The 24,609-nt window shown below is 71.1% G+C and carries 24 protein-coding genes; 21 read left to right on the top strand and 3 right to left on the bottom strand.

What is annotated here, in order from left to right; genetic code table 11:
- The first annotated feature begins 368 nt into the window (after positions 1 to 368).
- The gene (locus AC4D2O_RS15995) at positions 369 to 1,604 is read left to right on the top strand and encodes a serpin family protein (RefSeq protein ID WP_490908326.1); all 1,236 of its coding nucleotides are present in this window, start codon (positions 369 to 371) and stop codon (positions 1,602 to 1,604) included.
- 36 nt (positions 1,605 to 1,640) lie between these two features.
- Here the strand turns inward: AC4D2O_RS15995 and AC4D2O_RS15990 are convergent, their stop codons facing one another.
- Both AC4D2O_RS15990 and AC4D2O_RS15985 read right to left on the bottom strand, forming a co-directional pair.
- The gene (locus tag AC4D2O_RS15990) at positions 1,641 to 1,910 is read right to left on the bottom strand and encodes an acyl-CoA carboxylase subunit epsilon (protein WP_490908325.1); all 270 of its coding nucleotides are present in this window, start codon (positions 1,908 to 1,910) and stop codon (positions 1,641 to 1,643) included.
- Complete coding sequence (locus AC4D2O_RS15985) at positions 1,907 to 3,490, bottom strand: acyl-CoA carboxylase subunit beta (protein ID WP_490908340.1); 1,584 nt, start codon at positions 3,488 to 3,490, stop codon at positions 1,907 to 1,909. Before AC4D2O_RS15985 ends, AC4D2O_RS15990 begins: the two co-directional genes overlap by 4 nt.
- A gap of 247 nt (positions 3,491 to 3,737) precedes the next feature.
- On the opposite strand from AC4D2O_RS15985, the gene AC4D2O_RS15980 reads away from it, so the two are divergent.
- From AC4D2O_RS15980 to AC4D2O_RS15935, 10 genes are all read left to right on the top strand, one after another.
- The gene (locus AC4D2O_RS15980) at positions 3,738 to 4,619 is read left to right on the top strand and encodes an SDR family oxidoreductase (RefSeq protein WP_490908324.1); all 882 of its coding nucleotides are present in this window, start codon (positions 3,738 to 3,740) and stop codon (positions 4,617 to 4,619) included.
- 79 nt (positions 4,620 to 4,698) lie between these two features.
- Positions 4,699 to 5,580 carry a biotin--[acetyl-CoA-carboxylase] ligase gene (locus AC4D2O_RS15975; protein WP_490908323.1) on the top strand — a complete coding sequence of 294 codons (882 nt, stop codon included), beginning with the start codon at positions 4,699 to 4,701 and terminating at the stop codon, positions 5,578 to 5,580.
- A gap of 3 nt (positions 5,581 to 5,583) precedes the next feature.
- Positions 5,584 to 6,204: a PH domain-containing protein gene (locus AC4D2O_RS15970; RefSeq protein WP_490908322.1), complete on the top strand. Its 621-nt coding sequence runs from the start codon at positions 5,584 to 5,586 to the stop codon at positions 6,202 to 6,204.
- A gap of 146 nt (positions 6,205 to 6,350) precedes the next feature.
- Entirely contained in the window at positions 6,351 to 7,433 is a 1,083-nt protein-coding gene (locus tag AC4D2O_RS15965; RefSeq protein WP_490908339.1) for an adenylate/guanylate cyclase domain-containing protein, read from the top strand.
- Between the two features lie 138 nt (positions 7,434 to 7,571).
- On the top strand, positions 7,572 to 7,697 hold the full coding sequence (locus AC4D2O_RS15960) for a hypothetical protein (protein WP_490908321.1): 126 nt from the start codon (positions 7,572 to 7,574) through the stop codon (positions 7,695 to 7,697).
- Positions 7,694 to 8,692, top strand: coding sequence for a PP2C family protein-serine/threonine phosphatase (locus AC4D2O_RS15955; RefSeq protein ID WP_490908320.1), 999 nt, complete (start codon positions 7,694 to 7,696; stop codon positions 8,690 to 8,692). The genes AC4D2O_RS15960 and AC4D2O_RS15955 overlap by 4 nt, the downstream gene beginning before the upstream one ends.
- Positions 8,685 to 9,572 carry a hypothetical protein gene (locus tag AC4D2O_RS15950; protein WP_490908319.1) on the top strand — a complete coding sequence of 296 codons (888 nt, stop codon included), beginning with the start codon at positions 8,685 to 8,687 and terminating at the stop codon, positions 9,570 to 9,572. The genes AC4D2O_RS15955 and AC4D2O_RS15950 overlap by 8 nt, the downstream gene beginning before the upstream one ends.
- A gap of 210 nt (positions 9,573 to 9,782) precedes the next feature.
- Complete coding sequence (gene ligA / locus AC4D2O_RS15945) at positions 9,783 to 12,110, top strand: NAD-dependent DNA ligase LigA (RefSeq protein WP_490908318.1); 2,328 nt, start codon at positions 9,783 to 9,785, stop codon at positions 12,108 to 12,110.
- Complete coding sequence (locus AC4D2O_RS15940; RefSeq protein WP_490908317.1) at positions 12,107 to 12,955, top strand: inositol monophosphatase family protein; 849 nt, start codon at positions 12,107 to 12,109, stop codon at positions 12,953 to 12,955. Before ligA ends, AC4D2O_RS15940 begins: the two co-directional genes overlap by 4 nt.
- Positions 12,952 to 13,416: a DUF2087 domain-containing protein gene (locus AC4D2O_RS15935; protein WP_490908316.1), complete on the top strand. Its 465-nt coding sequence runs from the start codon at positions 12,952 to 12,954 to the stop codon at positions 13,414 to 13,416. The genes AC4D2O_RS15940 and AC4D2O_RS15935 overlap by 4 nt, the downstream gene beginning before the upstream one ends.
- Before the next feature lie 19 nt (positions 13,417 to 13,435).
- On the opposite strand, the gene AC4D2O_RS15930 is transcribed toward AC4D2O_RS15935, so the two are convergent.
- Entirely contained in the window at positions 13,436 to 14,944 is a 1,509-nt protein-coding gene (locus AC4D2O_RS15930; RefSeq protein ID WP_490908315.1) for an AAA-type ATPase lid domain-containing protein, read from the bottom strand.
- Between the two features lie 143 nt (positions 14,945 to 15,087).
- Here AC4D2O_RS15930 and AC4D2O_RS15925 point away from each other — a divergent pair, with 143 nt between their 5' ends.
- The 10 genes from AC4D2O_RS15925 to AC4D2O_RS15880 all read left to right on the top strand — a co-directional run bounded on the left by AC4D2O_RS15925 (position 15,088) and on the right by AC4D2O_RS15880 (position 24,560).
- Positions 15,088 to 16,134 (top strand): amidohydrolase family protein, encoded by a 1,047-nt coding sequence (locus tag AC4D2O_RS15925; RefSeq protein ID WP_490908314.1) that lies wholly within the window; start codon positions 15,088 to 15,090, stop codon positions 16,132 to 16,134.
- Positions 16,131 to 17,000, top strand: coding sequence for a metal-sulfur cluster biosynthetic enzyme (locus AC4D2O_RS15920; RefSeq protein WP_490908313.1), 870 nt, complete (start codon positions 16,131 to 16,133; stop codon positions 16,998 to 17,000). Before AC4D2O_RS15925 ends, AC4D2O_RS15920 begins: the two co-directional genes overlap by 4 nt.
- Complete coding sequence (locus tag AC4D2O_RS15915; RefSeq protein WP_490908312.1) at positions 16,997 to 18,031, top strand: NAD(P)-dependent alcohol dehydrogenase; 1,035 nt, start codon at positions 16,997 to 16,999, stop codon at positions 18,029 to 18,031. Before AC4D2O_RS15920 ends, AC4D2O_RS15915 begins: the two co-directional genes overlap by 4 nt.
- 63 nt (positions 18,032 to 18,094) lie before the next feature.
- A complete protein-coding gene (locus AC4D2O_RS15910; RefSeq protein ID WP_490908311.1) occupies positions 18,095 to 19,246 on the top strand; it encodes a glycerol dehydrogenase in 1,152 nt (383 codons plus the stop codon).
- Between the two features lie 142 nt (positions 19,247 to 19,388).
- The gene (locus AC4D2O_RS15905) at positions 19,389 to 19,646 is read left to right on the top strand and encodes a hypothetical protein (protein ID WP_490908310.1); all 258 of its coding nucleotides are present in this window, start codon (positions 19,389 to 19,391) and stop codon (positions 19,644 to 19,646) included.
- A gap of 31 nt (positions 19,647 to 19,677) precedes the next feature.
- Complete coding sequence (locus AC4D2O_RS15900; RefSeq protein ID WP_490908309.1) at positions 19,678 to 20,199, top strand: GNAT family N-acetyltransferase; 522 nt, start codon at positions 19,678 to 19,680, stop codon at positions 20,197 to 20,199.
- Between the two features lie 112 nt (positions 20,200 to 20,311).
- Positions 20,312 to 20,608, top strand: a complete 297-nt coding sequence (gene gatC / locus AC4D2O_RS15895) for an Asp-tRNA(Asn)/Glu-tRNA(Gln) amidotransferase subunit GatC (RefSeq protein ID WP_490908308.1) — start codon at positions 20,312 to 20,314, stop codon at positions 20,606 to 20,608.
- Between the two features lie 3 nt (positions 20,609 to 20,611).
- Positions 20,612 to 22,126: an Asp-tRNA(Asn)/Glu-tRNA(Gln) amidotransferase subunit GatA gene (gene gatA, locus AC4D2O_RS15890; protein ID WP_490908307.1), complete on the top strand. Its 1,515-nt coding sequence runs from the start codon at positions 20,612 to 20,614 to the stop codon at positions 22,124 to 22,126.
- Entirely contained in the window at positions 22,126 to 23,640 is a 1,515-nt protein-coding gene (gatB, locus tag AC4D2O_RS15885; RefSeq protein WP_490908306.1) for an Asp-tRNA(Asn)/Glu-tRNA(Gln) amidotransferase subunit GatB, read from the top strand. The genes gatA and gatB overlap by 1 nt, the downstream gene beginning before the upstream one ends.
- Before the next feature lie 20 nt (positions 23,641 to 23,660).
- Entirely contained in the window at positions 23,661 to 24,560 is a 900-nt protein-coding gene (locus AC4D2O_RS15880) for an aminoglycoside phosphotransferase family protein (protein ID WP_490908305.1), read from the top strand.
- Positions 24,561 to 24,609: the final 49 nt, after the last annotated feature.

Raw genomic sequence — 24,609 nt, 5'->3', positions numbered from 1 at the left:
CCGCAGCTCCTCGGTGGCCACCGCCAGGTCCGCGTCGATGCGGGCTTTCTGCGCGGCGAGGGACAGGATACGGGCGTCGATCCGCTCGCATTCTTCCCGGTACTGCGCATTCGTCCTCATACCCGTTATTCTCCCGCCCGCCACGGACACGATAAGGGCCCCCCATATTGCCGCGAGACTATGTGGATAAACCGGTATTACGCCGATCCGATAAACGCGATCGACATGTTCTCCACCATCGGGAAGACGATCGATCCGTCATTGAGTTGTTCCCTTCATTTCATGGCTCTCCGGCGTCGACGGGTCTACCGTGGGGCGCAGCGAACAGTCGGGCCGACACCGGACCCGTCGGAGTCCCAGGGGAGACCATGGATCAGCCACGCACACAGAAGATACGACGAACCGGGACGACGGCCGCCGCACCGAACCGGCAGAAGTCCCCCGTGGAGCGCGTGGTCGTGCAGCAGGATCAGCATGCCGAGGCGCAGGCAGCCCTGCTGCGGACCTCCTATCGGCTCGGGGCAGCACTCACCGCGACGCCGTACATCAACCAGGTCACCAGCCCGCTCGGCGCGCTCCATGCCCTCTCGATGCTGCGCGCCGGCGCCGGGACCACGACGGCGGACGAACTGGACACCGTGCTGGGACTCACCGACCACCACCACGAAGCCATGAACGCATTGCTCGCGAGCGTGCAGCAGTTCGACGGTGATCCCGGGGACGTCGACGAGGAGAACCCGCCCGCCAGACCGCTGCTGCACCTGGCCGACGCCGTCTTCGTCCCGGAGGACGGCGAGACCGGCGAAACCTTCCTCGACGTCCTGGCACAGCAGTACGGCGCAGGTGTCTACCCGGTGGACTTCGCCGACCCCTCGGCGGCGGCCCGCATCGACGACTGGATCTCCCAGGAGACCGGCGGCCGCATCGTGAAGGCCCCACTGGAGCCCGACCCCGACGCCACACTGTCGCTGCTCACCACGGTCTATTTCGCCGCAGCCTGGAAGAAGCCCTTCGACGCCACCTCCACGAGCGACGTCCCCTTCACCCTGGCGAGTGGGGAGACGGTCGACGTCCCGACGATGCACGCCTCGCCCACGGTGCGGCACGCCCACGGCGCGGGGTGGAGCGGCATCGATCTGCCGTACGGGGACGGGTTCTTCCTGCGGCTCGTCCTGCCCGACGAAGGCGCCGCACCCGTCTGGGACGACCACGAACTCGCCGACATCGCGGACGCCCTGGATACAGCCGGGCCCGTTCCCGTGATGGTCGCGCTACCCACCTGGGACCACGAGTACACCCAGGACCTGATCGGCCTCCTTCGAACCATGGGACTCGAGGAGACTCTCGGCTCCGATCCCGATTTCAGCGCCATCCGGCCCGGGACCGAGGTCTCCGGCGGCGCGCAGACCGCCAACATCACGGTGGCGGAGAAAGGGACCATCGCCGCAGCGGTGACGCAGTTCGCGATGCGGATGACAAGCATGCCGATGCTGCCGGATCTCAGCATCTCCCTCGACCGGCCCTTCGGCTACCAGCTCGTCCACGAGGCGACCGGACTCCCGGTCGTCATGGGAACCGTGGCGGATCCGCGCGGCGATCGGTAGCAGCGCCGACACATGGCGGCACGGGGACGACGGGACCTAGCGGACGCTCCGCCGCCAGGACCCGGGTCCGGGCGTCGGTCCCAGCCGCAGCAGGGCCCGCCGCACCCAGGACCGACCGTGGTCCGGGGCGTCGTCGGCCACGCCTGCACCCTGGAGGGTGACGACGACGGCGGTGAGGGCTGCGAGCTCCTCGTCGGTCGGACGGCCGGACACCACCGAAAGGCCGGCGGGATTGTCGGTGGGATTGCCGGCGGGGCTGTCGGTGGAGTTGGCTGCCGGGTCGCCGGCGGGGTTCGCGCCGCTCACAGCGGGATGTTCCCGTGCTTCTTGGCGGGGTTCGACGCCCGCTTGTCCCGCAGGGCGCGCAGCCCGCGGACGATCTGCAGACGCGTCTCGGACGGGGCGATGACGGCGTCGACGTAGCCGAGCTGGGCCGCCTGGTACGGGTTCAGCAGTTCCTCCTCGTACTGCTGCACGACGTCGGCCCGCGCGGCCTCGACGTCCCCGCCGGCCTCGGCGACGGCCTTGAGCTGCCCGCGGTAGAGGATGTTGACCGCGCCCTGGGCACCCATGACCCCGATCTGCGCGGTGGGCCAGGCGAGGTTGAGGTCCGCGCCGAGCTTCTTGGAACCCATGACGATGTACGCGCCGCCGTACGCCTTGCGCGTGATGACGGTCAGCTTCGGCACGGTGGCCTCCGCGTAGGCGTAAAGCAGCTTGGCGCCGCGCCGGATGATGCCCTGGAACTCCTGGTCCTTGCCGGGCAGGAACCCGGGCACGTCCACGAGGGTCAGGATGGGGATGTTGAACGCGTCGCAGTGCCGCACGAAGCGCGCAGCCTTCTCGGACGCGTTGATGTCCAGCGTCCCCGCGAACTGCAGGGGCTGGTTGGCCACGATCCCGACGGTGTGCCCCTCCACCCGGGCGTATCCGGTGACCACGTTCGGCGCATACAGGGACTGCAGCTCGAGGAAGTGCCCGTCGTCCACGACGGCCGCGATGACGGCGTGCATGTCGTACGGCTGGTTCGCCGCGTCGGGGATCAGCTCGTCGAGGGCGAGGTCGTCGTCCGTCACCTCGGGCTCCTCCAGGAACGCCGTGAGCGGGGCCTCCGCGAGGTTGTTCGACGGCAGGAAATCGAGGAGTTCGCGCACGAAACCGATGGCGTCGGCCTCGTCGGAGGCGAGATAGGCGGAGGTGCCCGTCGTCGTGTTGTGCTGCCGGGCCCCGCCGAGAGTCTCCATGTCCACGTCCTCACCGGTGACCGTCTTGATGACGTCCGGGCCCGTGATGAACATGTGGGAGGTCTTGTCCACCATGACCACGAAGTCGGTCAGGGCGGGGGAATAGGCCGCGCCTCCCGCGCACGGACCCATGATGAGGGAGATCTGCGGGACCACACCCGAGGCGTGGACGTTGTTCCGGAAGATGTCCGCGAACATCGCCAGCGATGCGACGCCCTCCTGGATGCGGGCGCCGCCGCCGTCGTTGATACCGATCACGGGACAGCCGTTGCGCAGCGCGAACTCCTGCACCTTCACGATCTTCTCGCCGTTGACCTGGCTGAGAGACCCGCCGTAGACCGTGAAGTCCTGGCTGTAGATCGCGATGAGCCGGCCGTCCACGGTGGCGTAGCCGGAAACCACGCCGTCGCCCAGCGGTTTCTTCCGCTCCATGCCGAACGCGGTGGAACGGTGCACCGCGAGGGCGTCGAACTCGACGAAGGAGCCCTCGTCCACGAGCAGGTCGATGCGCTCGCGGGCGGTGTTCTTGCCGCGCGCGTGCTGCCTCTCGACCGCCTCGGGACCGGAGGGCTGCTCGGAGAGCGCCTTGCGCCTCCGGAAGTCAGCGAGCTTCCCGGCCGTCGTGGTGAGGTCGGGCTGCAGGTCCTGATGCATGAATACTCCGGTCGGCGGTCGATGGTCGGCGCGTGGAAGGGCGTGCCCCGACGGCTGGAGGTTTCCTCCAACCCGCGGCGCAATTCTTTCAGTCTAGTGAGGATCAAAGGACCCGCCGTTGTAGGACGTCTACAGTTTCGGCCCCCATCGCTTAGCCGGGCAGGTGATGTTACCCGCGGGTAACATCGGTGCGTCGCGGCGCCGTGGCATCCCGTCCCCTGCTTATGGTGGAGCCATGACTGCACGCAACGAAGCCCAGCTCTCCGACGTGGCGAGGACCGGCCGCGTCACAGGTGCCACGCTGGCCGGACGCACCATCATCATGTCCGGTGGGAGCCGCGGCATCGGACTGGCGATCGCGCTCCGGGCCGCCCGCGACGGCGCGAACGTGGCCCTCATGGCCAAGACCGGCGAGCCGCACCCGAAGCTCGAGGGCACCGTGTACACGGCCGCCGAGCAGATCGAGGCGGCCGGCGGGCGCGCCCTGCCGATCGTCGGCGACGTGCGGAACGACGGCGACGTCCGCGCCGCGGTGGACGCCGCGGTGAGCACCTTCGGCGGCATCGACATCGTGGTCAACAACGCCTCCGCGATCGATCTGTCGAAGACGCCCGACGTCGACATGAAGCGCTACGACCTCATGGCGGACATCAATGTCCGCGGCACCTTCATGCTGAGCAAGTTCTCCCTCGACGCGCTGAGCAGGTCCGCGAACCCCCACATCCTCACGCTCTCGCCGCCCCTGAACCTCGCGCCGCGGTGGGCCGGGATGCACCTGGCGTACACCATGGCGAAGTACGGGATGAGCCTGACCACGCTGGGGCTCGCGGAGGAGCTGAAGGACGAGGGCGTGGCCGTGAACTCGCTCTGGCCCGCCACCCTGATCGACACCGCGGCCATCCGCAACATGCCGGGCGGTGGCCGCATGGTCCAGGCGGCCCGCAGCCCCGGGATCGTCGCCGACGCCGCCCACGCCATCCTGGTCCGCGAGGCCGGCAGCTGCACCGGGCACTTCTACACCGACGAGCAGGTATTGCGCGAGGAAGGCATCACCGACCTCACCGGGTACAGCCTCGGAGCGGCCGAGGACCAGCTCGTCCCGGACATCTTCCTCTGACGCCCGGCTCCTGTACCGGGGCCGGCCGTCAGGGGAGGATGTCGGTCCGGGGGGAGGTGCTCCGGATAAGATCGATGCCATGTCCTCCCGCTACTCCAATCTCGAGCGCCCGGGCCTGAACCTCGGCGCGCTGAGGACAGCGCTGTGCATGCCGTCGGGTCCGTTCTCGCGCCTGGACATCGTGCCCCGGACGGGGTCCACGAACACGGACCTCGTGGAGCACGCGCAGCGCGAGGCGGCGGGCTGGCCGGATCTCAGCGTCCTCGGAGCCGAGGTGCAGACCGCGGGCCGGGGGCGGCTGGGCCGCAGCTGGGTGGCCCCCGAGCGGTCCTCGCTCTTCGTGAGCGTGCTCCTGCGGCCCTTCAACCGCCACGGCAGGCCCGTGCCCACCGTTGCCTACTCCTGGTTCTCGCTGCTGGCTGCCCTTGCGCTCGCGGAGAGCATCGAGGAGCGCACCGAGATCGCCCCGCAGCTGAAGTGGCCCAACGACGTCACCGTCGACGGCCGGAAGCTCGCCGGGGTACTCGCGCAGTTCGTACCCGGCGCCGGTGCCGAGCCGCCCGCCGTCGTCGTCGGGGTGGGACTCAACGTCAGCCTCACCGACGACGAGCTCCCCGTCCCCACGGCCACCAGTCTGTTGCTCGAGTACGCGGGTACCACCGACCGGAACATCCTCCTGAAGTCCTTCCTGCGCTCGTTCGCCGACGCGTACCGCGCCTTCTGCGACGTGGACGGCGACGCCGAGGCCGCATGGGACGGCGGTCCGTCCCTCCACGCGCGGGTGGGCGGCCGCATGGCGACCCTCGGCCAGGACGTCCGGGCCGAACTGCCCGGCGGCGGCCTGCTCAGCGGGCGCGCCCTGGCCCTCGACGCGCAGGGTGCGCTGATCGTGCGCGACGACGACGGCGAACGCCACACCGTCTCGGCGGGCGAGGTCGTGCACCTCCGCCCGCAGGCGTAGCCCGTGCGGATCAAGCTGCTGCCGGGGGAACGGGTCCTCGTCCGCACCCGGCCCAACCCGTTGCCGCTCGTCGGCCCGGTCCTCGCGGGCTTCGTGCTCCTCGGCGTCGGCGGCTTCGGCCTCGGGTACCTGACCGGCAGATCCATCCCGGGCCTCGCCGAGTGGCAGCCGGTGATCGCACTCGCGGCGCTCGCCGCCGTCGCGCTCCTGCTGTTCCGGTTCACGGTCCGGCCCCTCGTCCGCTGGTCCGGCAACCGGTACGTGCTCACGAGCATGCGGCTCATCCACCGGCGCGGCGCCACCCGACGCACCGAGCACCAGATCAACCTGTCCGCGATCTCCCAGCTCCAGACCGAGCAGGGCCTCGTGCAGCGCATGGTGCGCAGCGGGACGCTGGTGGTGGATCTCGGCTTCGACCGCGCGCACGCCTACCCGAACGTGCCGCAGGTCGCCACGTTCAAGGAGTACGTGGTGCAGGCGATCGGCGAGCTCCCGCTGACACGCATGTTCGATGGTGTAGACATGGAGATCGACCCGCAGTACGCCCACGGCGGGCCACCCGTGGCGCAGGAGCGGGCGCAGCGGGGATGGGCGCAGCAGCAACGGAGAGGCGAGCAGTCGTGACAGGCGAGGACCGCCACGAGTCCGGTCAGCCGGCCGCGACCTCCCCGCACCCCGAGGAGATCATCCCGGACGCGGACAGGATCGACGATGCCGCCGACGCTCCCGCCACCACCTCCCCGAAGGCCGTCTGGCAGCTGCAGTCCGACATGGCAACGGGCGCCGCCGGCCAGGCGTCGTCCGGTCCCTCCGAGCTGGACCGCGAGACCATCCGCCGCCTCGAACGGGAACTCCTCGGCGCCGAACGCACCCTCAAGCGCCGCGACATCGCCGCCGGCGCGGGCGTATCCCTTTTGTCCGCGCGGAAGCTGTGGCGTGCCATGGGCTTCCCGAACATCAGCGACGACGACATCGCGTTCACCGAGAAGGACCTCCAGGCGCTCACCACGATCATCGACCTGGTGCGCCAGGAGCAACTTACCGAGGACGCCGCCATCTCGATCACCCGGGCCGTGGGCCAGATGACGGACCGCATGGTGGTCTGGCAGATCGAGGCCATCGTGGAGGAGATGGTGGCGCAGCGCGGACTGACGGACGCGGATGCGCGGAAGACCCTCGTCTCCGAGCTGCCGGACCTCATCGAGCCCCTCGAGAAGACCCTCGTGTACGCGTGGCGCAGGCAGATGAACGCGGCCGTCCAGCGGCTCGCGCTGCGCGCCGAATCGGGCCTGCGCTCCAGCGAGGCGGGACGCGACGGCGACGAGCAGGACGCGCCGCTGCCGCTCGCCCGCGCCGTCGGCTTCGCGGACCTCGTCTCCTACACGAGCCTCTCCCGGCAGATGAACGAGCGCACCCTCGCGCAGCTCGTGCAGCGGTTCGAGAACAAGAGCGCGGAGATCATCTCGGTGGGCGGCGGGCGGCTCGTGAAGACCATCGGCGACGAGGTGCTCTACATCGCGGAATCCCCGGAGGCCGGGGCGGAGATCTCCCTCGCGCTGTCCAAGGCGTTCTCCGAGGACGAGTTCCTCCCCTCGGCCCGCTGCTCGCTCGTGTGGGGCCGCGTGCTGTCCCGGCTCGGCGACATCTACGGGCCCACCGTGAACCTCGCCGCCCGCCTCACGGCGCTCGCCGAACCCGGTGAGGTGCTCGTGGACTCCGGCACGGCCGCGACGCTCACGCAGAACGAGAAGTTCGTCCTCACGCCCCACGAGCCGCGCCAGGTGCGCGGCTTCGGCGAGGTGCGCCCCGTGACCCTGGCCCAGGGGACGGGCACGGGGATCGTCCTCGACTGACCGCGGGGCCTCCCCGCGACGGGAACGCCGGCGTGGGGGCAGCCTCCGCGGCCCGGCAGTCTCCGCCGCCCGGCAGGCATCGACCCGCGGGGCGGTGCCTGCCGGGGGTGGAGGAACCCCGCAGGGCAGAATGGGGAGATGATCGACGAGCTCACCGCATCCTGTGACCAAGGGCGCCCGGCGTCCGGGACCCATCTGCACGTCCGCGTCGAGGGCGGGGGACTGCGGGCCTCCGACCGCAGCGTCCTGGTGGTGCGGCCGTGATCGGTCGACCCGTGCCCTCCACCGCGCCCCGCGACGTCCGCGTCACCTATGGCTTCGCGACCGACCGGGGACTGCGCAGGGAACTCAACGAGGACTCCCTGGTCGCGTCCGAGCCCATCTTCGCGGTGGCCGACGGCATGGGCGGCCATGAGGCGGGGGAGATCGCCAGCGGCATCTGCGTCCGCACGCTGGGGGGCAGCCCAATCATCGGCCGCCACCTGCCCGAGTTCTCGGCGGCGGACCTCGAGGAACTCATCGAGGACGCCGACCGCGAGATCCGTCGGCAGGCCGGCGGCCAGGCCGGGACGACGCTCAGCGGCGTGGTCCTCGTACAGGAGGCCGGGGTCCCCTCCTGGCTGTTCTTCAACGTGGGGGACTCCCGGACCTATCGCCTCAGCCAGGGGCAGTTCGGGCAGATCTCGGTGGACCACTCCGAGGTTCAGGAACTCGTGGACATCGGCACCATCTCGCAGGAGGAGGCCCGCACGCACCCGCGCCGGCACGTGGTCACGCGCGCGCTCGGCACGGGCGACGACGCCGAGGCCGATTTCTGGCTCCTGCCCGTCGAGGAGGGCGACCGCATCCTCATCTGCTCGGACGGCCTCAGCGGCGAGGTCACCGACGATGACATCTACACCGTCCTGAGCACGGTGCGGGACCCGCAGCAGGCCTGTGAGGAACTCGTCGAGGCGACCCTCCGCTCCGGCGCGCGTGACAACGTGACCCTGATCATCGTCGACGCCGCCGGAGTGGCCGACGACGCAGTGCGGCAGACTACGGCACCGCGCGGCGGCACCTTCGCGGCGGATACCGGCCACGCCGTCGAGACCGGCACCCACCCGGCACCGCCCGGTGGTGCCTCCTCCGGTGGTGCCTCCTCCGACCGCCCGACGTCCGACGGCGGACCGATGCCCGCGGGAGCCCACGCGGTCCGGCTGACGGACCCCGCGGACGGACCGTCGGGACGGCAGCCCGCGGGGGTCAGCCATGACTGAGGACCGGCGCGTAGCGCTGACCTACGCCTACACCTCCGGCGACTGGACGGTGCTCGCGCGCGGGGGGATCCTCGCCGCGTTTCCCGCCCGATCCGCACGAACCACCGTCGGCGCGGTCTGGGACGCGATGGTCGACGACGCCGGGATCATCCCGCTCCTCCCCCTCGTGAGCGGCGGAGCCGGAGTGGACCCGGCAGCCATGGCGCCGTTCGCCCTCGCCTCGACCGCAGGGGGCCTGCACGTGATCCTGCGGGGTCCGGTGACCCTCACGGTCACCGGCGCCACCGGGTCGGCCACCTACTCGGGGGAGCGGGCCCCCACGTGGGCCGAACACCTCCTCGATGACGACTTCTCCTCCTTCACGCTGACCTGCGGACCGGCAGCGGGCTCGGGACCGTCGCTGCCCCTGGTCGGAGGCGCCGTCCTCGCATGCTCGATCACGGCGACCCCGGCCGGTTCCGACCCCGGTGCCGGGAGGCCGACGCATGCTGCCGTTGATGCCGATGCGCCGGCCGGTGCTGCCGCTGACGGCGGCGCGCAGCAGGCGGGCACGGCGGGCCCCGACCGGCCGCACACCGCATCCCTGCCCGCGGTGCCCCTCGCGGAGCCCGGAACCCTCGGCGCCATGGATCCCGAGCTCGAAGCCGAGCCTTCACCTGCAGTCGGCGAGCACCCCGACCTGCCGCCGGCACACGCTGCAGCCGATCCCGCGGACGATGACGCCGCCACCGGTCCGGCCCTCGTCCTGACGAGTGTCCCGGCCGATGTCGCCGATCCCTCCGTGGCGTCGGCCGTGGAGCCGCTCGCCCCGGAGACGTCGCCCGCAGATACCGAACCGCAGGAGGACGGCGGAGCCGCTCACGGCCGAAGCACTCGATGATCCGATCATGGCGAGCCTCCGCAGGGCGCTGGAGACGAACCCGGGCGACGTCGTCCTGAGGCGGCACCGGCGGCTGCGGCGGCTGCGCAGGATGCCCCGGGGACGTCGCGCGGCGGCAAGAACCGTGGGTCACCGGTGCCGCGCTGCGTCGCCCCTGGCACCCCGGTATGCCGGTGGCCGGTGTCAGGGCCTTAGGGCAAGATAAGGAAAGTGACCACAGGAACCGAAGACGCAGCCCAGACCGCCGGATCCGCCGAGCGTCAGCCGCCGGGGGACGAACTCCGGACGGAGTACGCGCAGCTCGCCGAGGAGATCCGGGCGCACCGCACCGCGTACTACCAGGACGCCGCCCCCACTATCTCCGACGCGGAGTTCGACGCGCTCTTCCGGAGGCTCGAGGAGCTGGAGGCGCTGCACCCGGAGATCGTCGCGAACGACTCGCCCACGCAGGAGGTGGGCGGGGAGGTGTCCGCCGCCTTCGCCCCCGTAAACCACCTCGCCCGCATGTACAGCCTCGAGGACGTCTTCTCCCTCGACGAGCTGAAGGCCTGGCTGGACCGGGCGTCCGCCGGTGTCGAGCAGCGCAGCCCCGGCGCGGCGATCGCCTGGCTGACGGAACTCAAGATCGATGGCCTCGCCGTGAACCTGCTGTACCGCGACGGCGAACTGGTCCGCGCCGCCACGCGGGGTGATGGCGTGACGGGGGAGGACATCACGCACAACGTCCTCACCATCGCCTCCATCCCGCGGCACCTCGCGGGCAGCGACCATCCCGAGGAGGTGGAGATCCGCGGTGAGGTCTTCTTCCCCACAAGGGAGTTCGCGCAGCTCAACGAGCGGATGGTCGCCGCCGGCAAGGCACCGTTCGCCAACCCGAGGAACGCCGCCGCCGGTTCGCTGCGGCAGAAGGACCCGGCCATGACGGCCGAGCGTCCCCTCGACATGTACGTGCACGGCATCGGCGCGCGCACCGGGCTGGCCGCCGAGACGCAGTCCGAGACCTACGAGCTCCTCAAGGCCTGGGGGCTCCCCACCTCGCCCTACTACAAAGTGCTCGCCACGCAGGACGAGGTCATCGACTTCATCGGGCACTACGGCGAACACCGCCACGACCTGCTGCACGAGATCGACGGCATCGTGGTGAAGGTGGACAGCTTCGCGCTGCAGCGGGCGCTCGGCCACACGTCCCGCGTGCCGCGCTGGTCCGTGGCGTACAAGTACCCGCCCGAGGAAGTGAACACGAGGCTGCTCGACATCCTCGTGAACGTGGGCCGCACCGGCCGTGTCACGCCGTACGGCCTGATGGAACCCGTGAAGGTCGCCGGGTCGACCGTCGGTATGGCCACGCTCCACAACCAGGAGGTCGTGAAGGCCAAGGGCGTCATGATCGGCGACATCGTGGTGCTGCGGAAGGCCGGCGACGTCATCCCCGAGATCGTGGGACCGGTCATGGCCCTGCGCGACCCCGCGGAGGTCCGCGAGTTCGTCATGCCCACCGAGTGCCCGTCCTGCGGCACCCCGCTGCAGCCGGCGAAGGAGGGCGACGTCGACATCCGCTGCCCCAACGCCCGCTCCTGCCCCTCGCAGCTGCGCGAGCGCGTGTTCCACCTCGCCGGCCGGGGCGCGTTCGACATCGAGGCGCTCGGCTGGGAGGCGGCGATCGCCCTGACCCAGCCCGCCGAACCCGCGGTGCCGCCGATCACCACCGAGGCCGAGATCTTCGACCTCACGCCGGAGAAGCTGGCCGACGTCCGGATCGAGCGGGACAAGAAGGTCAAGGGCGTGGTGACGGGACGCGAGCTGGTGCCCTACTTCTACTCGAAGGGCACCGCCAAGAAGCCGTCCGAGCCGAGCGCCACCACCCGCAAGCTCTTCACCGAGCTGGAGAAGGCGAAGAAGCAGCCGCTGTGGCGCGTCCTCGTCGCCCTGTCCATCCGGCACGTCGGCCCCACCGCGTCGCGTGCCCTCGCCACCGCGTTCGGCTCCATGGACCGCATCCGTGCCGCGAGCGAGGAGGAGCTCGCGCACGTCGACGGCGTGGGCCCCACCATCGCCGTCGCGCTCAGGGAGTGGTTCGCGGAGGACTGGCACCGGGAGATCGTGGACCGGTGGGCGGCGGCGGGCGTGCGCATGGAGGACGAGGCGGACGAGAGCACCCCGCGCACCCTCGAGGGCCTCACCATCGTGGTCACCGGATCCCTCGAGCGCTACAACCGCGACGAGGCGAAGGAAGCCATCATCACGCGCGGCGGCAAGGCCGCGGGATCGGTGTCGAAGAACACGAGCTACCTGGTGGCCGGCGAGAACGCGGGCACCAAGCTCGAGAAGGCCGAGGCGCTCGGCATCCCCGTGCTGGACGAGGACGGCTTCACGGCCCTGCTCGCGAACGGACCGGCCGCGGCGGGCGGCGGACCGGACGGCGAGGGACCGGACGGCGAACCGGACGGAGTCCCAGCCGGGGACCCAAGCGAGGACGCCGAGGTCGCCGAGGAGCTGGAGGCCGGAGCCGGCGGATCGGCCGCCGGGACCACCGCATGAGTCCCGCGGCCTCGCCGGGCGCACTCCTGCACGTGGCCCGGCACGCCGCGGCTGCCGGAGCCGAGGTGCTCTCACGCAGGGACCCGTCGGCGCTCGAGGCGACCAGCAAGAGCTCGGACAGCGACTGGGTGACGGCGTACGACCTCGCCGCCGAGCGGGCGGTGCGCTCCGTGATCGGGGACTCCCGCCCGCACGACATCATCACCGGCGAGGAGCTCGGCACCACGGTGCCCTCCGGCAGGCACGACGGCGTCCGCATCCGCTGGTCGATCGACCCCCTCGACGGCACCACCAACTTCATCCGCGGCATCGTCTACTACGGCACGTCGGTCGCCGCTGCCGACGAGAACGACACCTGGCTCGCCGGCGCCGTGCATGCCCCCGCCCTCGGCCGCATCTACTGGGCGTCCCGCGGCGGCGGCGCCTGGCTCAGCGACCGGACCAGGGTGCGCCGCCTCGCCGGACCGGGCGCCGAGCGCGGGCGGCTGCTCGCCACGGGCTTCTCGTACGACGCCGCGACCCGGGCCGCGCAGGTCGGGGACCTCGGCGCGCTCCTGCACGGGTTCGGCGACATCCGCCGCCTCGGCTCGGCCGCCCTCGACCTGTGCCTGGTGGCCGACGGCACCCTCGACGCCTTCGCCGAGCGCGGCCTCAACGAACACGACATCGCGGCCGGCGCCCTCATCGCCGAGGAGGCGGGCGTCGTCGTCGTCCGGCCTCCGCTGCGGTCCGTGCTCGACGGCGGCCCCACCGAGGCCGAGCGACTCGCCGCGGTCACGCTCGCCGGACCTGCCGACCTCATCCGATCCCTCACCGATCCGCCGCCCACCGAGAGGCACCCATGACCACTCCGTCCTGGCAGAAGGTCCTGTCCACGCTCGCGGGAGAGCGCTCCCGCGGGCTGTATGCGCGGGCCGTCCTCGGGCAACCGCTCGAGGCGTCGCCCCGGGAGGTGCACCGCCTCGTCGACGCCGGGCTGTTGACACCGGAGCTCACCGTCGCGGGCGGGCTGTTCAAGGAGGTGCTCGCAGCCGCCGGACCGGGCACGCCGAAGGGCGTGGACCGGTTCTTCAGGGACGGGCGGATCGACGGCCTGCCGCGCGCCGGGCAGGACCGCACCGACCTGCTGGCGCACCTCGCCGAGCGGCTGCTCCCGGCGGACGAGGAGATCAGCGAACCGGAGGTCAACCGGCTGCTCGCCACCGTCACCCGCGACATCCCCACCCTGCGGCGCGCGCTCGTCGACCACGGTTTCATGGAGCGCTACCCGGACGGCACCGGATACCGGCGTATCTGGACGTCCTGAGACTCGCGGGTAGCAGCGTTCACCTCGGCAGCCTGATACCCAGTCTGGCGATCCGGCGGTAGATGGTGGCCCGGCTGATGCCGAGCTCCGCGGCCGCCGAGGCGACGGTCACCCCCGGCCGAGCCAGGCTGCGAACGATCTCGTCGCGCTCCATCGACTCGATCCTGCCCAGATGCAGCCCGGGTCCGCCCAGGAGGCGGGCGGGCAGGTGCTGGATGTCGATGGTCTCCGCACGGACCGCGGCGTCATGGACCACGGTGAAGAGCTCGTCCACGTTGTCGGGCCAGTCGTGCGCCCGCAGTGCCTTCTCCGCGGCGTGCGTGAAGTCGATCTCGCGCAGCCGGGTCTGCCGGGCGGCGTACCGTGCCAGGTGCAGGATGTCGTCGCCCCGGTCACGAAGTGCGGGGACCGGGATCACGGTATCGATCGACCCGGCCAGCGGATGCGGCACGGCCTCCAGCTCGGTGGCGGTGACGGCCCATGCAAGGGTGCGGGCCGTCCCGCCCGCCGACGACGGAAGCGCCCGGAGCGCGCGCGTGACGTGGCCCTGCAGCTCCTGCGCGGCCCACGCGGGCAACAGATCGGCGTTCTCGATGATGACCGCGGTGTCCGGTTTGGCGAGTTCCGGGGTCCACAGCGACAGCCAGGCGTCGACGTCCTCGGGCGCGGGCGCTGCGGCGGACAGGATCCGGGTGCCCGGACGCGCCTGGCGGAGCGCCTGCGCGAGGAGGGTCACCCGCCCCGAGCCGTGCTCGCCGATCGCGGCGACGACCCGCCCGGCGTCGAGAGCGCGGGCCGCGGCGTCGAGCGCGACCGTCCATGCCGCCGACAGGGTCCGCAGCGTCCCGGCTGCCGGTTCGAGCCCGCCCCGCTGCAGGCGGAACACGCCGCCGCCCTTCCGGCCCGGCCGCTGACTGCGCCCCAGGGATCGCGCCAGCATCAGCGCCGCCGTATTCCCGGCGGCCGACTGCGCCAGGGCGAGCAGCAGTGCGGGGGAGGACCTCGACCACGTGGTGATGTTAACGCTCCCCTCGAGGGCCCCGCTCACAGGATCGAAGACCGGGACCGCGGCACACGTGTAGGTCCGGAGGCTCGCGCTGTAGTGGTCCTCCGCGCGGACCAGGGCAGGAGCCCGGTCGGCGAGCGCCAACCCCATCCCGTTGGTCCCGGCGTCACGCTCGGAGTAGGTGAAGCCGGGCGCCAGATGCACCCGGTCGAGCGAGCGCAGGAGGCCCGCACTGCCGCTCAGTCGGTCGAGCAGTAGTCCGTCGGCGTCGGTGAGCATGAGGCTGATCGGCTCGTCCGCCAGTGTGCGGTGCAGGGCGGTGAGCACTTCCTGTCCGCAGGAGGAGTAGAGCGAGTCCGCCTGCACGGTACCGGCCCAGGTGGGGTCCACCATGTCCGCGGACACCCCGTACTCCTCGCTGCGCTGCCAGGACGCGACGAGGCGCTTGGCAGCGACGACCAGCCGGCCGCTGCCGGGGCCGGCCCCCGCTGGAGTGATCCCGCCATCCCGAGTCGGCACCATTGCCGCCCTCCTCGTTCGCTCGGTCGAGGCTGCGTCCACGCGGGGGCGTCTCAAATTGAGACACGCGCCACGTGGTGGAAGCCATCTTCGCACCTAGTCTCGGTCCTGTCGCGACTACGGCAGTCACGAGAAGGAGATCAGAGATGTACAGCAAAGACGGCGAGAACTACTTCATCGTGGACGCGCACATAGCCCTCTGGGACGCCCGTCCGGAGAACCAGCGCAACATCCACGGCAAGCAGTTCATCGACTGCTTCTACGACTACCACCGCAACCTCTCCCCGGAATCGGAGCAGTGGACCTACGACGAGTACCTCTACCAGGGCGGCGAACGCCTCATGAAGGACCTGTTCACGGACGGATACGTGGACCACGCCATCTTCCAGCCGGCGTACCTCGGCGAGTTCTACCACCGGGGGTTCGGACAGACGGAGGAGGCCTACGGCCTGGCCGCCGCGAACCCGGACAAGCTGACGTACAACCACTGCTTCGACCCCCGGCAAGGCGAGGCGGGGCTCGACCAGCTACGCGCGGATCACGAGAGGATGGGCTTCCAGGGCGTCAAGCTGTACACGGCCGAGTGGCACGGGGACTCCCGCGGCTACAAGCTCTCCGACCCCTGGACGTACCGGTACTTCGAGGAGTGCCGCAAGCTCGGTATCAGGAACATCCACGTCCACAAGGGCCCGACCATCCGGCCCCTCGACCGCGATGCCTTCGACGTGTCCGACGTCGACCATGCGGCCTCCGACTTCACGGACCTGAACTTCGTCGTCGAGCACGTGGGGCTGCCCCGGCTGGAGGACTTCTGCTGGATCGCCACCCAGGAACCCAACGTCCACGGCGGGCTGGCGGTGGCGATGCCCTTCATGCACAGCCGCCCACGGTACTTCGCGCAGATCATCGGCGAGCTCATCTACTGGATCGGGGAGGACCGCATCCAGTTCTCCAGCGACTACGCACTGTGGACGCCGCGGTGGCTCGTGGAACGGTTCGTCGACTTCCAGATCCCCGAGGACATGACCGAGTACGCGCAGCTCACCACCGGACAGAAGAAGAAGATCCTCGGCCTCAACGCGGCGAAGATGTACGGCATCCCGGTGCCGGCCGAGCTGCAGATCCCCGACGCCGGAGAGACCGCCACCGGCCCCCGGCAGCCGGAACGGGCCGATCTCGCGAGCGCCCGATGACCACAGCACACCTCGAAGCGCACCTCGAAGCGGGGTCGCTGACGCGCCTGGTCACCGACCACGCCGTCCGTCGAAGCCTGCACGCCGTTCTCGACCCCGAGCTCGACGAGCCCATCACCGAGCTCGGGTTCGTCCGGTCCATCCTCGTGGCACCTGGTGCCGTCGACGGCGATACCGCGCATACCGCGCATACCGCGGGTGGCACGGGCGCCACGGTGGAGGTCCACCTGCGCCTCCCCACATCCTTCTGCTCACCCAACTTCGCGTACCTGATGGCATCCGACAGCAAGGACGCCGTCTCAGCGATCCCCGGTGTGGGGAGGGTGATCGTCGAACTGGACGACCACCACGACTCCGGCCTGATCAATGCGGGACTCGCCGCCGACGCCGGCTACCGCGGCACCTTCCGCCACGAGGCCGAGGACAGCCTCGACGAGCTGCGCGGCACCTTCCGCCGCAAGGCCCACACCGCCGCCATGGAGCGGTGCCTCACGGCCCTGCTGCGCGCCGACCGGGATCTGCCCGAGGAAGCGCTCGGCCACATCCGTCTCCGCGACCTCCCGGCCGGTCGCGAGAAGGACGCGCTGCTGCGACGCCGTTCCGCACTCGGGCTGTCCGAGGACGACGACGCGCCCGTCCTGGTGGACGCCGAGGGCCGCACGTATCCCGCGGAGGCCGTCCCCCTGGCCCTGCGGCGTGCCCGTTCGACGCGCATCTCGATCGACGGCAACGCGCACTTCTGCCGCGGACTCCTCCGCACCCGCTACGAAGGCTCCGGCACGGACCAGGCCTTCCGGCCCGAGGGCTCGGAGCCCGCGGACCAGCACGGACTACTGAACCTCACAGTCAAGGAACCCCACCCATGAACACAATGCGCGCCGTCCAGGTGGTCGGCTACCACGAGGCCCTCAAGATGGCCGAGGTGCCGATGCCGAGTGCCACCGGCCCGTTCGACGTCGTCGTCAGGATCGGCGGGGCCGGCGTGTGCCGCACCGATCTCCACATCCTTGAGGGGCAGTGGGCGGAGAAGTCCCAGGTCCACCTGCCCTACACGATCGGCCACGAGAATGCCGGTTGGGTGCACGCCGTCGGCGGCGCCGTCACGAACGTCGCCCCGGGGGACAAGGTCATCCTCCACCCGCTCATCACGTGCGGCCTCTGCCGTGCCTGCCGGTCGGGCGACGACGTGCACTGCGAGGAGAGCCAGTTCCCCGGCATCGACACCAACGGGGGCTACGCCGAGTACCTCCTCACCACCGCGCGCTCCGTCGTCCGGATCGACGACTCGCTCCAGCCGGCCGACGTCGCCGCGCTCGCCGACGCCGGACTCACCGCGTACCACGCCGCCGCGAAGGCTGCGAAGCGGCTGACGGCACGCGACACCTGCGTGGTCATCGGGGCCGGCGGGCTCGGGCACATCGGTATCCAGGTCCTGAGGGCGCTCACCCCCGCCCGGCTCGTCGTCGTCGACCGCAATGCGGCAGCCCTCGACCTGGCCCGGGACATCGGGGCGCACGTGGGCGTCCTGGCGGACGGCAACCAGGTGGAGCAGGTCCTCGCCCTCACCGACGGGAAGGGTGCGGAGGCACTCGTGGACTTCGTGGGGGAGGGCGGCGCCACCGCCCAGGGGATCGCGATGCTGCGCCGGGCGGGCGACTACTACGTGGTCGGCTACGGCGAGAACATCGACGTGCCGACGATCGACATCGTCTCGGCCGAGATCAACATCATCGGCAATCTCGTGGGCTCCTACAACGATCTACAGGACCTCATGGCGCTCGCCGCCCGCGGCGCCGTCACCCTGCACACGCAGAAGTACGCGCTCGACGACTTCCAGCAGGCCATCAGCGACCTGGATGCGGGCAGGGTGAGGGGCAGGGCCATCCTCGTACCCTAACCGGAACCATCAGCGAGACCAGCCATCGGCACAGCCAGCGACACCGACATCCAGGAGGTTCCCATGCACGCCAACAGACCCATCCGCTCGGTCATCAGCCCGGGCCGGTACGCCCAGGGCCCGGGAGCCATCTCCCGGCTCGGGGAGTACCTCGCACCCATCGGAAGCACCCCGCTGATCGTCGCCGACGACGTCGTGTGGGGTTTCGTGGGACACGACGTGACGACGTCCCTGAAGGCGGCGGGGCTCCCGGTCACACGCGAGGCGTTCGGCGGCGTGCCGTCGGCGAAGGAGATCGACCGCCTCGTCGGCGTCATCGCGACCACGAAGGCCGACGTCGCCGTCGCGGTGGGCGGCGGCAGCACTATCGACGCCGTCAAGGCCTCCGGCTTCCTGTCGGGCATCCGGTGGGTGACCGTGCCCACGGTCGCGTCGACGGACGCGCCGACGTCGGCCCTCGCCGTCGTCTACACCGAGGACGGCGCCTTCGAGGAGTACCGCTTCTTCCCGCGCAACCCCGACCTCGTCCTCGTCGACTCGCAGATCATCGCCAACGCCCCGGCGGCCTTCCTCGCCGCCGGGGTGGGCGATGCGCTGGCGACCTGGCTCGAGGCACGGGCCACGGCGGCGTCGGGTTCGCAGACCATGGCGGGCGGATCGCCGACCCTCACAGGGACGGCCCTGGCGAGGCTGAGTTGGGACGTGCTGTGGGACAACGCGCTGCCGGCCCTCGACGCGGTCCGCGACCGGCTCGTGACGCCAGCTCTCGAGAAGGTCATCGAGGCCAACACCTTGCTCTCGGGCCTCGGTTTCGAATCCGGTGGCCTCGCGGCGGCGCACGCCATCCACAACGGGCTGACCGCCGCCCCGCAGACCCACGGGCTGGCGCACGGCCAGAAAGTGAACATCGGCTCCCTGACCCAGCTCGTCCTCGAGGGCGCCCCGACCAGCGACATCCGGGACTTCGTGGAGTTCACCACGCGGGTCGGTCTCCCCACCACGCTCACCGAGGTGGGGCTCACGGCGGAGGACACCGAGGAGCTCGAACTGGTCGCGGCCGCAGCGACCGTACCGGGGGAGACCATCCACGCCATGCCGTTCGAGGTCCGGGCCGCCGACGTGGTCTCGGCGCTCGCCTCGATCGAACGGTTCTCGCGGCGCATCAGGGAGGAGGCAGGCCTCCCCGGGCCGACGCCGTACAAAGCCCCCCACTGACCACGCGCCGGTCCCGGGTCGGTTCGTCGCCCAGGGGTGACGCACCGGCCCTCCGCGCGAGAGAATCATGGGGCGGATGCGGGGATGCGGGGATGCGGGTATCCCGGGATCCCGGCCCGGACCAGCCGGAGAAGGAGGCGCCGTGACGTCGGACAGGAACCCCGGGACGGGCACCGACCGGCCCGGCCGGAGGCCCGCGCGGCTGCTCCCCGGCCCGGCGCGCCTGCTCGTGGGCGTGGCGGTCGGCGTCTTCGCCGCCTCGCTCGGCTTCGTGCTCCTCTATACGACATCGCTCCCGCCGGCCCTCTGCATCCTGATCGCGTTCGTGCTCGGTGGGGCGCAGCTCTACGCCCTGCGCGGCAACCTGTTCAGTGGTGGGCGGGGCGACCCCGACGTCTGATCACCGGTCCGCTGCGTGGCAAAATGGGCCGGTGACCACGAACGCCCTCTCCGACTCCCGCACCGTCATCCGGCCCATCCAGCCCGAGGACTACGAGGACGTCCGCCGCATCACGCGCGGCGCCTACCTCGAGGCCGGCTACTTCGCCGACGAGGCGCACCCCTACATGGCGGTGCTGGCCGACATCGAGCACCGCGCCGAGCACGCCGAGGTCTGGGTGGCCGAGCGCGACGGCGTCGTGGTCGGATCGGTTGCCCTGACCTTCGCCGGCCAGCGGTACACGGACATCGCCGTCGAGGGTGAGCTCGAGTTCCGCATGCTCGCGGTGGATCCGGCCGTGCAGCGCGGCGGCGTGGGCCGGGCCATGGTGGAGCGCATCATCGAGCACGCCCGCACCCTGCCCGGCATCGATGCCGTCAGCCTGACGAGCGGATCGGACATGGTCCGTGCGCACCGCCTCTACGAATCGATGGGCTTCGTCCGCGTTCCCGAGCGCGACTGGGAGGTCCCGAACGAGGACATCCTGCTCTGGGTCTTCCGCCTGCCGCTCTGACGGGAGGCACCGGCCGGGCGCCGCCGCCGTCGGGCCCGCCCGGTGCCGGGCGCCTCCCGAGCCGCCACTAGACTGGAGGCAGACACCCACCTCCGACTTCCTTGGGAGATCCATGGCTGAGATCAACCGGGACGACGTCGCGCACCTCGCGCGGCTCGCCCACATCGACATGAACGACGACGAGCTCGACCGCATGGCCGGCGAGCTCGCCGTGATCGTCGATTCCATCAAGTCCGTGAGCGAGGTGGCGGGCGACGACGTCCCCGCGACCAGCCACCCCATCCCGCTGAGCAACGTGTTCCGCGACGACGTGGTGGGGGAGACGCTCAGCAACGAGGAGGCCCTCCTCGGCGCGCCCGACAACGCCGACGGCCGCTTCAAGGTCCCGGCCATCCTGGACGGGGAGTAACCCATGACCGACCTGATCCACCTCTCAGCCGACACCCTCGCGCAGAAGCTCGCGGCGAAGGAGGTCTCCGCCGTCGAGGTGACGCAGGCCCACCTCGACCGCATCGGCGCCGTCGACGGCGCCATCAACGCGTTCCTGCACGTCAACACGGACGAGGCACTGCTCGTCGCCGCCGAGGTCGACAAGGCCCGCGCCGACGGCGACACCCTGCACCCGCTCGCCGGCGTGCCCATCGCCGTGAAGGACCTCATCGTCACGAAGGGCCAGCCCACCACGGCCGGCTCGAAGATCCTCGAGGGCTGGCAGAGCCCCTACGACGCCACCGTGGTCCGCAGGCTCCGCGCCGCGAAGATGCCGATCCTCGGCAAGACCAACCTCGACGAGTTCGCCATGGGCTCCTCGACCGAGCACTCCGCGTTCGGCCCCACCCGCAACCCGTGGGACCTCGACCGCATCCCCGGCGGCTCCGGCGGCGGGTCCGCTGCCGCCGTCGCCGCCTTCGAGGCGCCCCTGGCCCTCGGCACCGACACCGGGGGGTCCATCCGTCAGCCCGGCGCCGTCACGGGGACCGTCGGCGTGAAGCCCACCTACGGCGGCGTGTCCCGCTACGGCGCGATCGCCATGGCGTCCTCGCTCGACCAGATCGGCCCCGTCTCCCGCACCGTCCTCGACAGCGCCCTGCTGCACGAGGTCATCGGCGGGCACGACCCGCACGACTCGACGTCGCTCACGGACCCCGTCGGTGCGCTCGTCGAGGCCGCACGCCTCGGCCAGGTCGAGGGGATGCGGATCGGCGTCATCAAGGAACTGCAGGGCGAGGGCTATCAGGCAGGTGTCCTCACGCGCTTCTCCGAGTCGCTCGAACTGCTGCGCTCGGCAGGCGCCGAGATCGTCGAGGTCTCCTGCCCCAACTTCCGGTACGCGCTCGGCGCCTACTACCTCATCATGCCGTCCGAGGCGTCCAGCAACCTCGCCAAGTACGACGGCGTGCGCTTCGGCCTGCGCGTGGTGCCCGAGGGCACCCCGACGATCGAGCGCGTCATGGGCGCCACGCGTGCCGCCGGGTTCGGCGACGAGGTCAAACGGCGCATCATCCTCGGCACCTACGCCCTGAGCGCCGGGTACTACGACGCGTACTACGGCTCGGCGCAGAAGGTCCGCACGCTCATCCAGCGCGACTTCGCCGCCGCGTTCGAGCAGGCCGACGTGCTCGTCTCGCCGACCGCCCCGACCACGGCGTTCAAGCTGGGGGAGAAGCTCGACGACCCCCTGGCGATGTACCTCAACGACGTCGCCACCATCCCGGCGAACCTGGCCGGCGTCCCCGGCCTGTCGCTGCCCGGCGGCCTCGCGGACGAGGACGGGCTGCCGGTCGGCATCCAGCTCCTCGCCCCTGCCCGTAAGGACGCCCGCCTGTACCGCGTGGGCGCCGTCCTCGAATCACTGCTCGAAGCCACATGGGGCGGGCCCCTGCTGGCCCAGGCCCCGGAGATCACACAGAGTGCAGGTGGGAAGTAATGACTGCAGTAACCGATGAGGTCCTGACCTTCGACGAGGCGATGGAGAAGTACGATCCCGTCCTCGGGTTCGAGGTCCACGTGGAGCTCAACACGAAGACCAAGATGTTCTCCTCCGCGCCGAACGCGTTCGGGGACGTACCCAACACCAATGTCACGCCCGTGGACCTCGGCCTGCCCGGCGTCCTGCCCGTCGTCAACGGCGTGGCCGTGGAGTCCGCGATCAAGATCGGCCTCGCGCTGAACTGCAAGATCGCCGAGAAGTGCTACTTCGCGCGGAAGAACTACTTCTACCCGGACACCCCGAAGAACTTCCAGACCTCCCAGTTCGAGGACCCGATCGCGTACGACGGGCACATCGACATCGAGCTCGCCGACGGCACCGTGTTCACCGTCGAGATCGAGCGCGCGCACATGGAGGAGGACGCCGGCAAGCTCACCCACATGGGCGGCTCGACCGGCCGTATCCAGGGCGCCGAGTTCTCCCTCGTGGACTACAACCGTGCGGGCGTGCCCCTCATCGAGATCGTCACCAAGCCCATCGTCGGCGCCGGCTCGCGGGCTCCCGAGCTCGCGAAGGCGTACGTCGCGGCGATCCGGGAGATCGTGAAGAACCTCGGCGTCTCCGACGCCCGCATGGAGCGCGGCAACGTGCGCTGCGACGCGAACGTCTCCCTGAAGCCCAAGGGCCAGGAGAAGTTCGGCACCCGCACCGAGACGAAGAACGTCAACTCCCTGCGCGCCGTCGAGCACGCCGTCACCTACGAGATCCAGCGCCACGCCGCCGTCCTCGACTCCGGCACGCCGATCCTGCAGGAGACGCGCCACTGGCACGAGGACACGCGCTCGACGACGTCGGGACGCCCCAAGTCCGACGCCGACGACTACCGCTACTTCCCGGAGCCGGATCTCGTGCCCGTCGTGACGAACGAGGCATGGATCGAGAAGCTCCGCGCCGAACTGCCCGAGCCTCCCGCCGAGCGCCGCAAGCGCCTCCAGGGCGACTGGGGCTACTCGGACGCCGAGTTCCGCGACGTCGTCAACGCCGGGGTGATGTCCTCCATCGAGGACACGATCGCCGCGGGTGTGAGTGCCGCCGTCGCCCGCAAGTGGTGGATGGGCGAGATCTCCCGCCGCGCGAAGCTCGCCGACGTCGAGCCCGCGGAGCTCGGCGTCACACCCGAGCTGATCGTGGAGCTCAACGCACTCATCGAGTCCGGCAAGATCAACGACAAGCTCTCCCGCGACGTGCTCGACGGCGTCCTCGCCAGTGAGGGCACGCCTGCCGAGGTCGTGGAGAAGCGCGGCCTGGCGGTCGTGTCCGACGACGGACCCCTCCTCGAGGCCATCGACGGCGCCCTCGCAGCCCAGCCGGACGTCGCCGAGAAGATCCGCGGCGGCAAGATCCAGGCCGTCGGGGCGATCGTGGGCGGCGTCATGAAGGCGACCCGCGGGCAGGCCGACGCGGGCCGTGTCCGCGAGCTCATCCTGCAGCGCCTCGGCGTCGAGGGGTAGCGCGTTTCCAGGAGGGTCCGATGGCGGTGATGCCGCAGGCGGAGTTCGACGTCGCGCCGCCGCTCGTCGTCGCGCTGCTCGCCGCGCAGATGCCGGATCTCGCGCACCTGCCGGTCCGGGCCGTCGGCGGCGGATGGGACAACACGCTCTTCCGGCTGGGGGAGGACCTCGTGGTGCGCCTGCCCCGGCGCGCCGTCGCCGACGCGCTGATGGTCGCCGAGCAGCAGTGGCTCCCGGGCCTCTCGGCGTCCCTGTCCGTGCCGACGTCGTCGCCCCTGCGGACCGGCGGCCCCGGCTGCGGTTATCCGTGGCACTGGTCCGTGTCCCGATGGATCGGTGGGGTCAGCGGCCTCACCGTCCCGCGACCCGGGCGCTCGTCCGCGGCCGTTCCGCTTGCACGATTCCTCGCCGAGTTCCAGCGTCCCGCGCCGCGGGACGCCCCTGTCAGTCCCGTGGGCCGTGGCGGTCCGCTGGCGGCGCGCGACGACGTCGTCCGGGCGCGGCTCGCGTCGCTGCCGGTGATCCCCGGTGTGTCCGCTGCGCTGCTGCTGGAGGTATGGGAGGCGTCCCTCGCGGCACCGGCCTGGTCGGACGTGCCGCTGTGGCTGCATGGTGACCTGCATCCGGCCAACGTGGTCCTCGGTCCCGGCGGCGCGCTGGCCGGCGTCGTGGACTTCGGCGACCTGTGCGCGGGGGACCCGGCGACGGACCTCGCCGCCGCCTGGCTGCACTTCGGCGTCGCCGACCGCGCCGCGTTCCGCACCGCACTCGAGGCGCTGCGCCCCACCGACGCCGCGACCTGGGCCCGCGCGAGGGGCTGGGCGGTGAGCCTGGGCAGCGCGATGGCGGCGGCGTCGGACGATGCCCCCGCCCTCCACGCGCTCGGCGTCGAGATCCTCGCGGCGGTCCTGGAGGACTGACCGGCGCCGTCCTGCGCCTGGTCGCAATGAACCCGGCGCGGCGGCCCGG

This window comes from Arthrobacter sp. TJ-238 (assembly GCF_058269215.1).
The sequence above is the reverse complement of the archived record's forward strand: the minus strand, read 5'-3'. Positions and strand labels throughout refer to the sequence as shown.

Bases quoted from the DNA above. Each gene is read 5' to 3' on its own strand.
- AC4D2O_RS15995 (WP_490908326.1), top strand. From the start codon at position 369: ATGGATCAGCCACGCACACAGAAGATACGACGAACCGGGACGACGGCC.
- AC4D2O_RS15980 (WP_490908324.1), top strand. From the start codon at position 3,738: ATGACTGCACGCAACGAAGCCCAGCTCTCCGACGTGGCGAGGACCGGC.
- AC4D2O_RS15975 (WP_490908323.1), top strand. From the start codon at position 4,699: ATGTCCTCCCGCTACTCCAATCTCGAGCGCCCGGGCCTGAACCTCGGC.
- AC4D2O_RS15965 (WP_490908339.1), top strand. From the start codon at position 6,351: ATGGCAACGGGCGCCGCCGGCCAGGCGTCGTCCGGTCCCTCCGAGCTG.
- AC4D2O_RS15960 (WP_490908321.1), top strand. From the start codon at position 7,572: ATGATCGACGAGCTCACCGCATCCTGTGACCAAGGGCGCCCGGCGTCC.
- AC4D2O_RS15950 (WP_490908319.1), top strand. From the start codon at position 8,685: ATGACTGAGGACCGGCGCGTAGCGCTGACCTACGCCTACACCTCCGGC.
- AC4D2O_RS15940 (WP_490908317.1), top strand. From the start codon at position 12,107: ATGAGTCCCGCGGCCTCGCCGGGCGCACTCCTGCACGTGGCCCGGCAC.
- AC4D2O_RS15935 (WP_490908316.1), top strand. From the start codon at position 12,952: ATGACCACTCCGTCCTGGCAGAAGGTCCTGTCCACGCTCGCGGGAGAG.
- AC4D2O_RS15930 (WP_490908315.1), bottom strand. From the start codon at position 14,944: ATGGTGCCGACTCGGGATGGCGGGATCACTCCAGCGGGGGCCGGCCCC.
- AC4D2O_RS15925 (WP_490908314.1), top strand. From the start codon at position 15,088: ATGTACAGCAAAGACGGCGAGAACTACTTCATCGTGGACGCGCACATA.
- AC4D2O_RS15920 (WP_490908313.1), top strand. From the start codon at position 16,131: ATGACCACAGCACACCTCGAAGCGCACCTCGAAGCGGGGTCGCTGACG.
- AC4D2O_RS15915 (WP_490908312.1), top strand. From the start codon at position 16,997: ATGAACACAATGCGCGCCGTCCAGGTGGTCGGCTACCACGAGGCCCTC.
- AC4D2O_RS15910 (WP_490908311.1), top strand. From the start codon at position 18,095: ATGCACGCCAACAGACCCATCCGCTCGGTCATCAGCCCGGGCCGGTAC.
- gatC (WP_490908308.1), top strand. From the start codon at position 20,312: ATGGCTGAGATCAACCGGGACGACGTCGCGCACCTCGCGCGGCTCGCC.
- gatA (WP_490908307.1), top strand. From the start codon at position 20,612: ATGACCGACCTGATCCACCTCTCAGCCGACACCCTCGCGCAGAAGCTC.
- gatB (WP_490908306.1), top strand. From the start codon at position 22,126: ATGACTGCAGTAACCGATGAGGTCCTGACCTTCGACGAGGCGATGGAG.
- AC4D2O_RS15880 (WP_490908305.1), top strand. From the start codon at position 23,661: ATGGCGGTGATGCCGCAGGCGGAGTTCGACGTCGCGCCGCCGCTCGTC.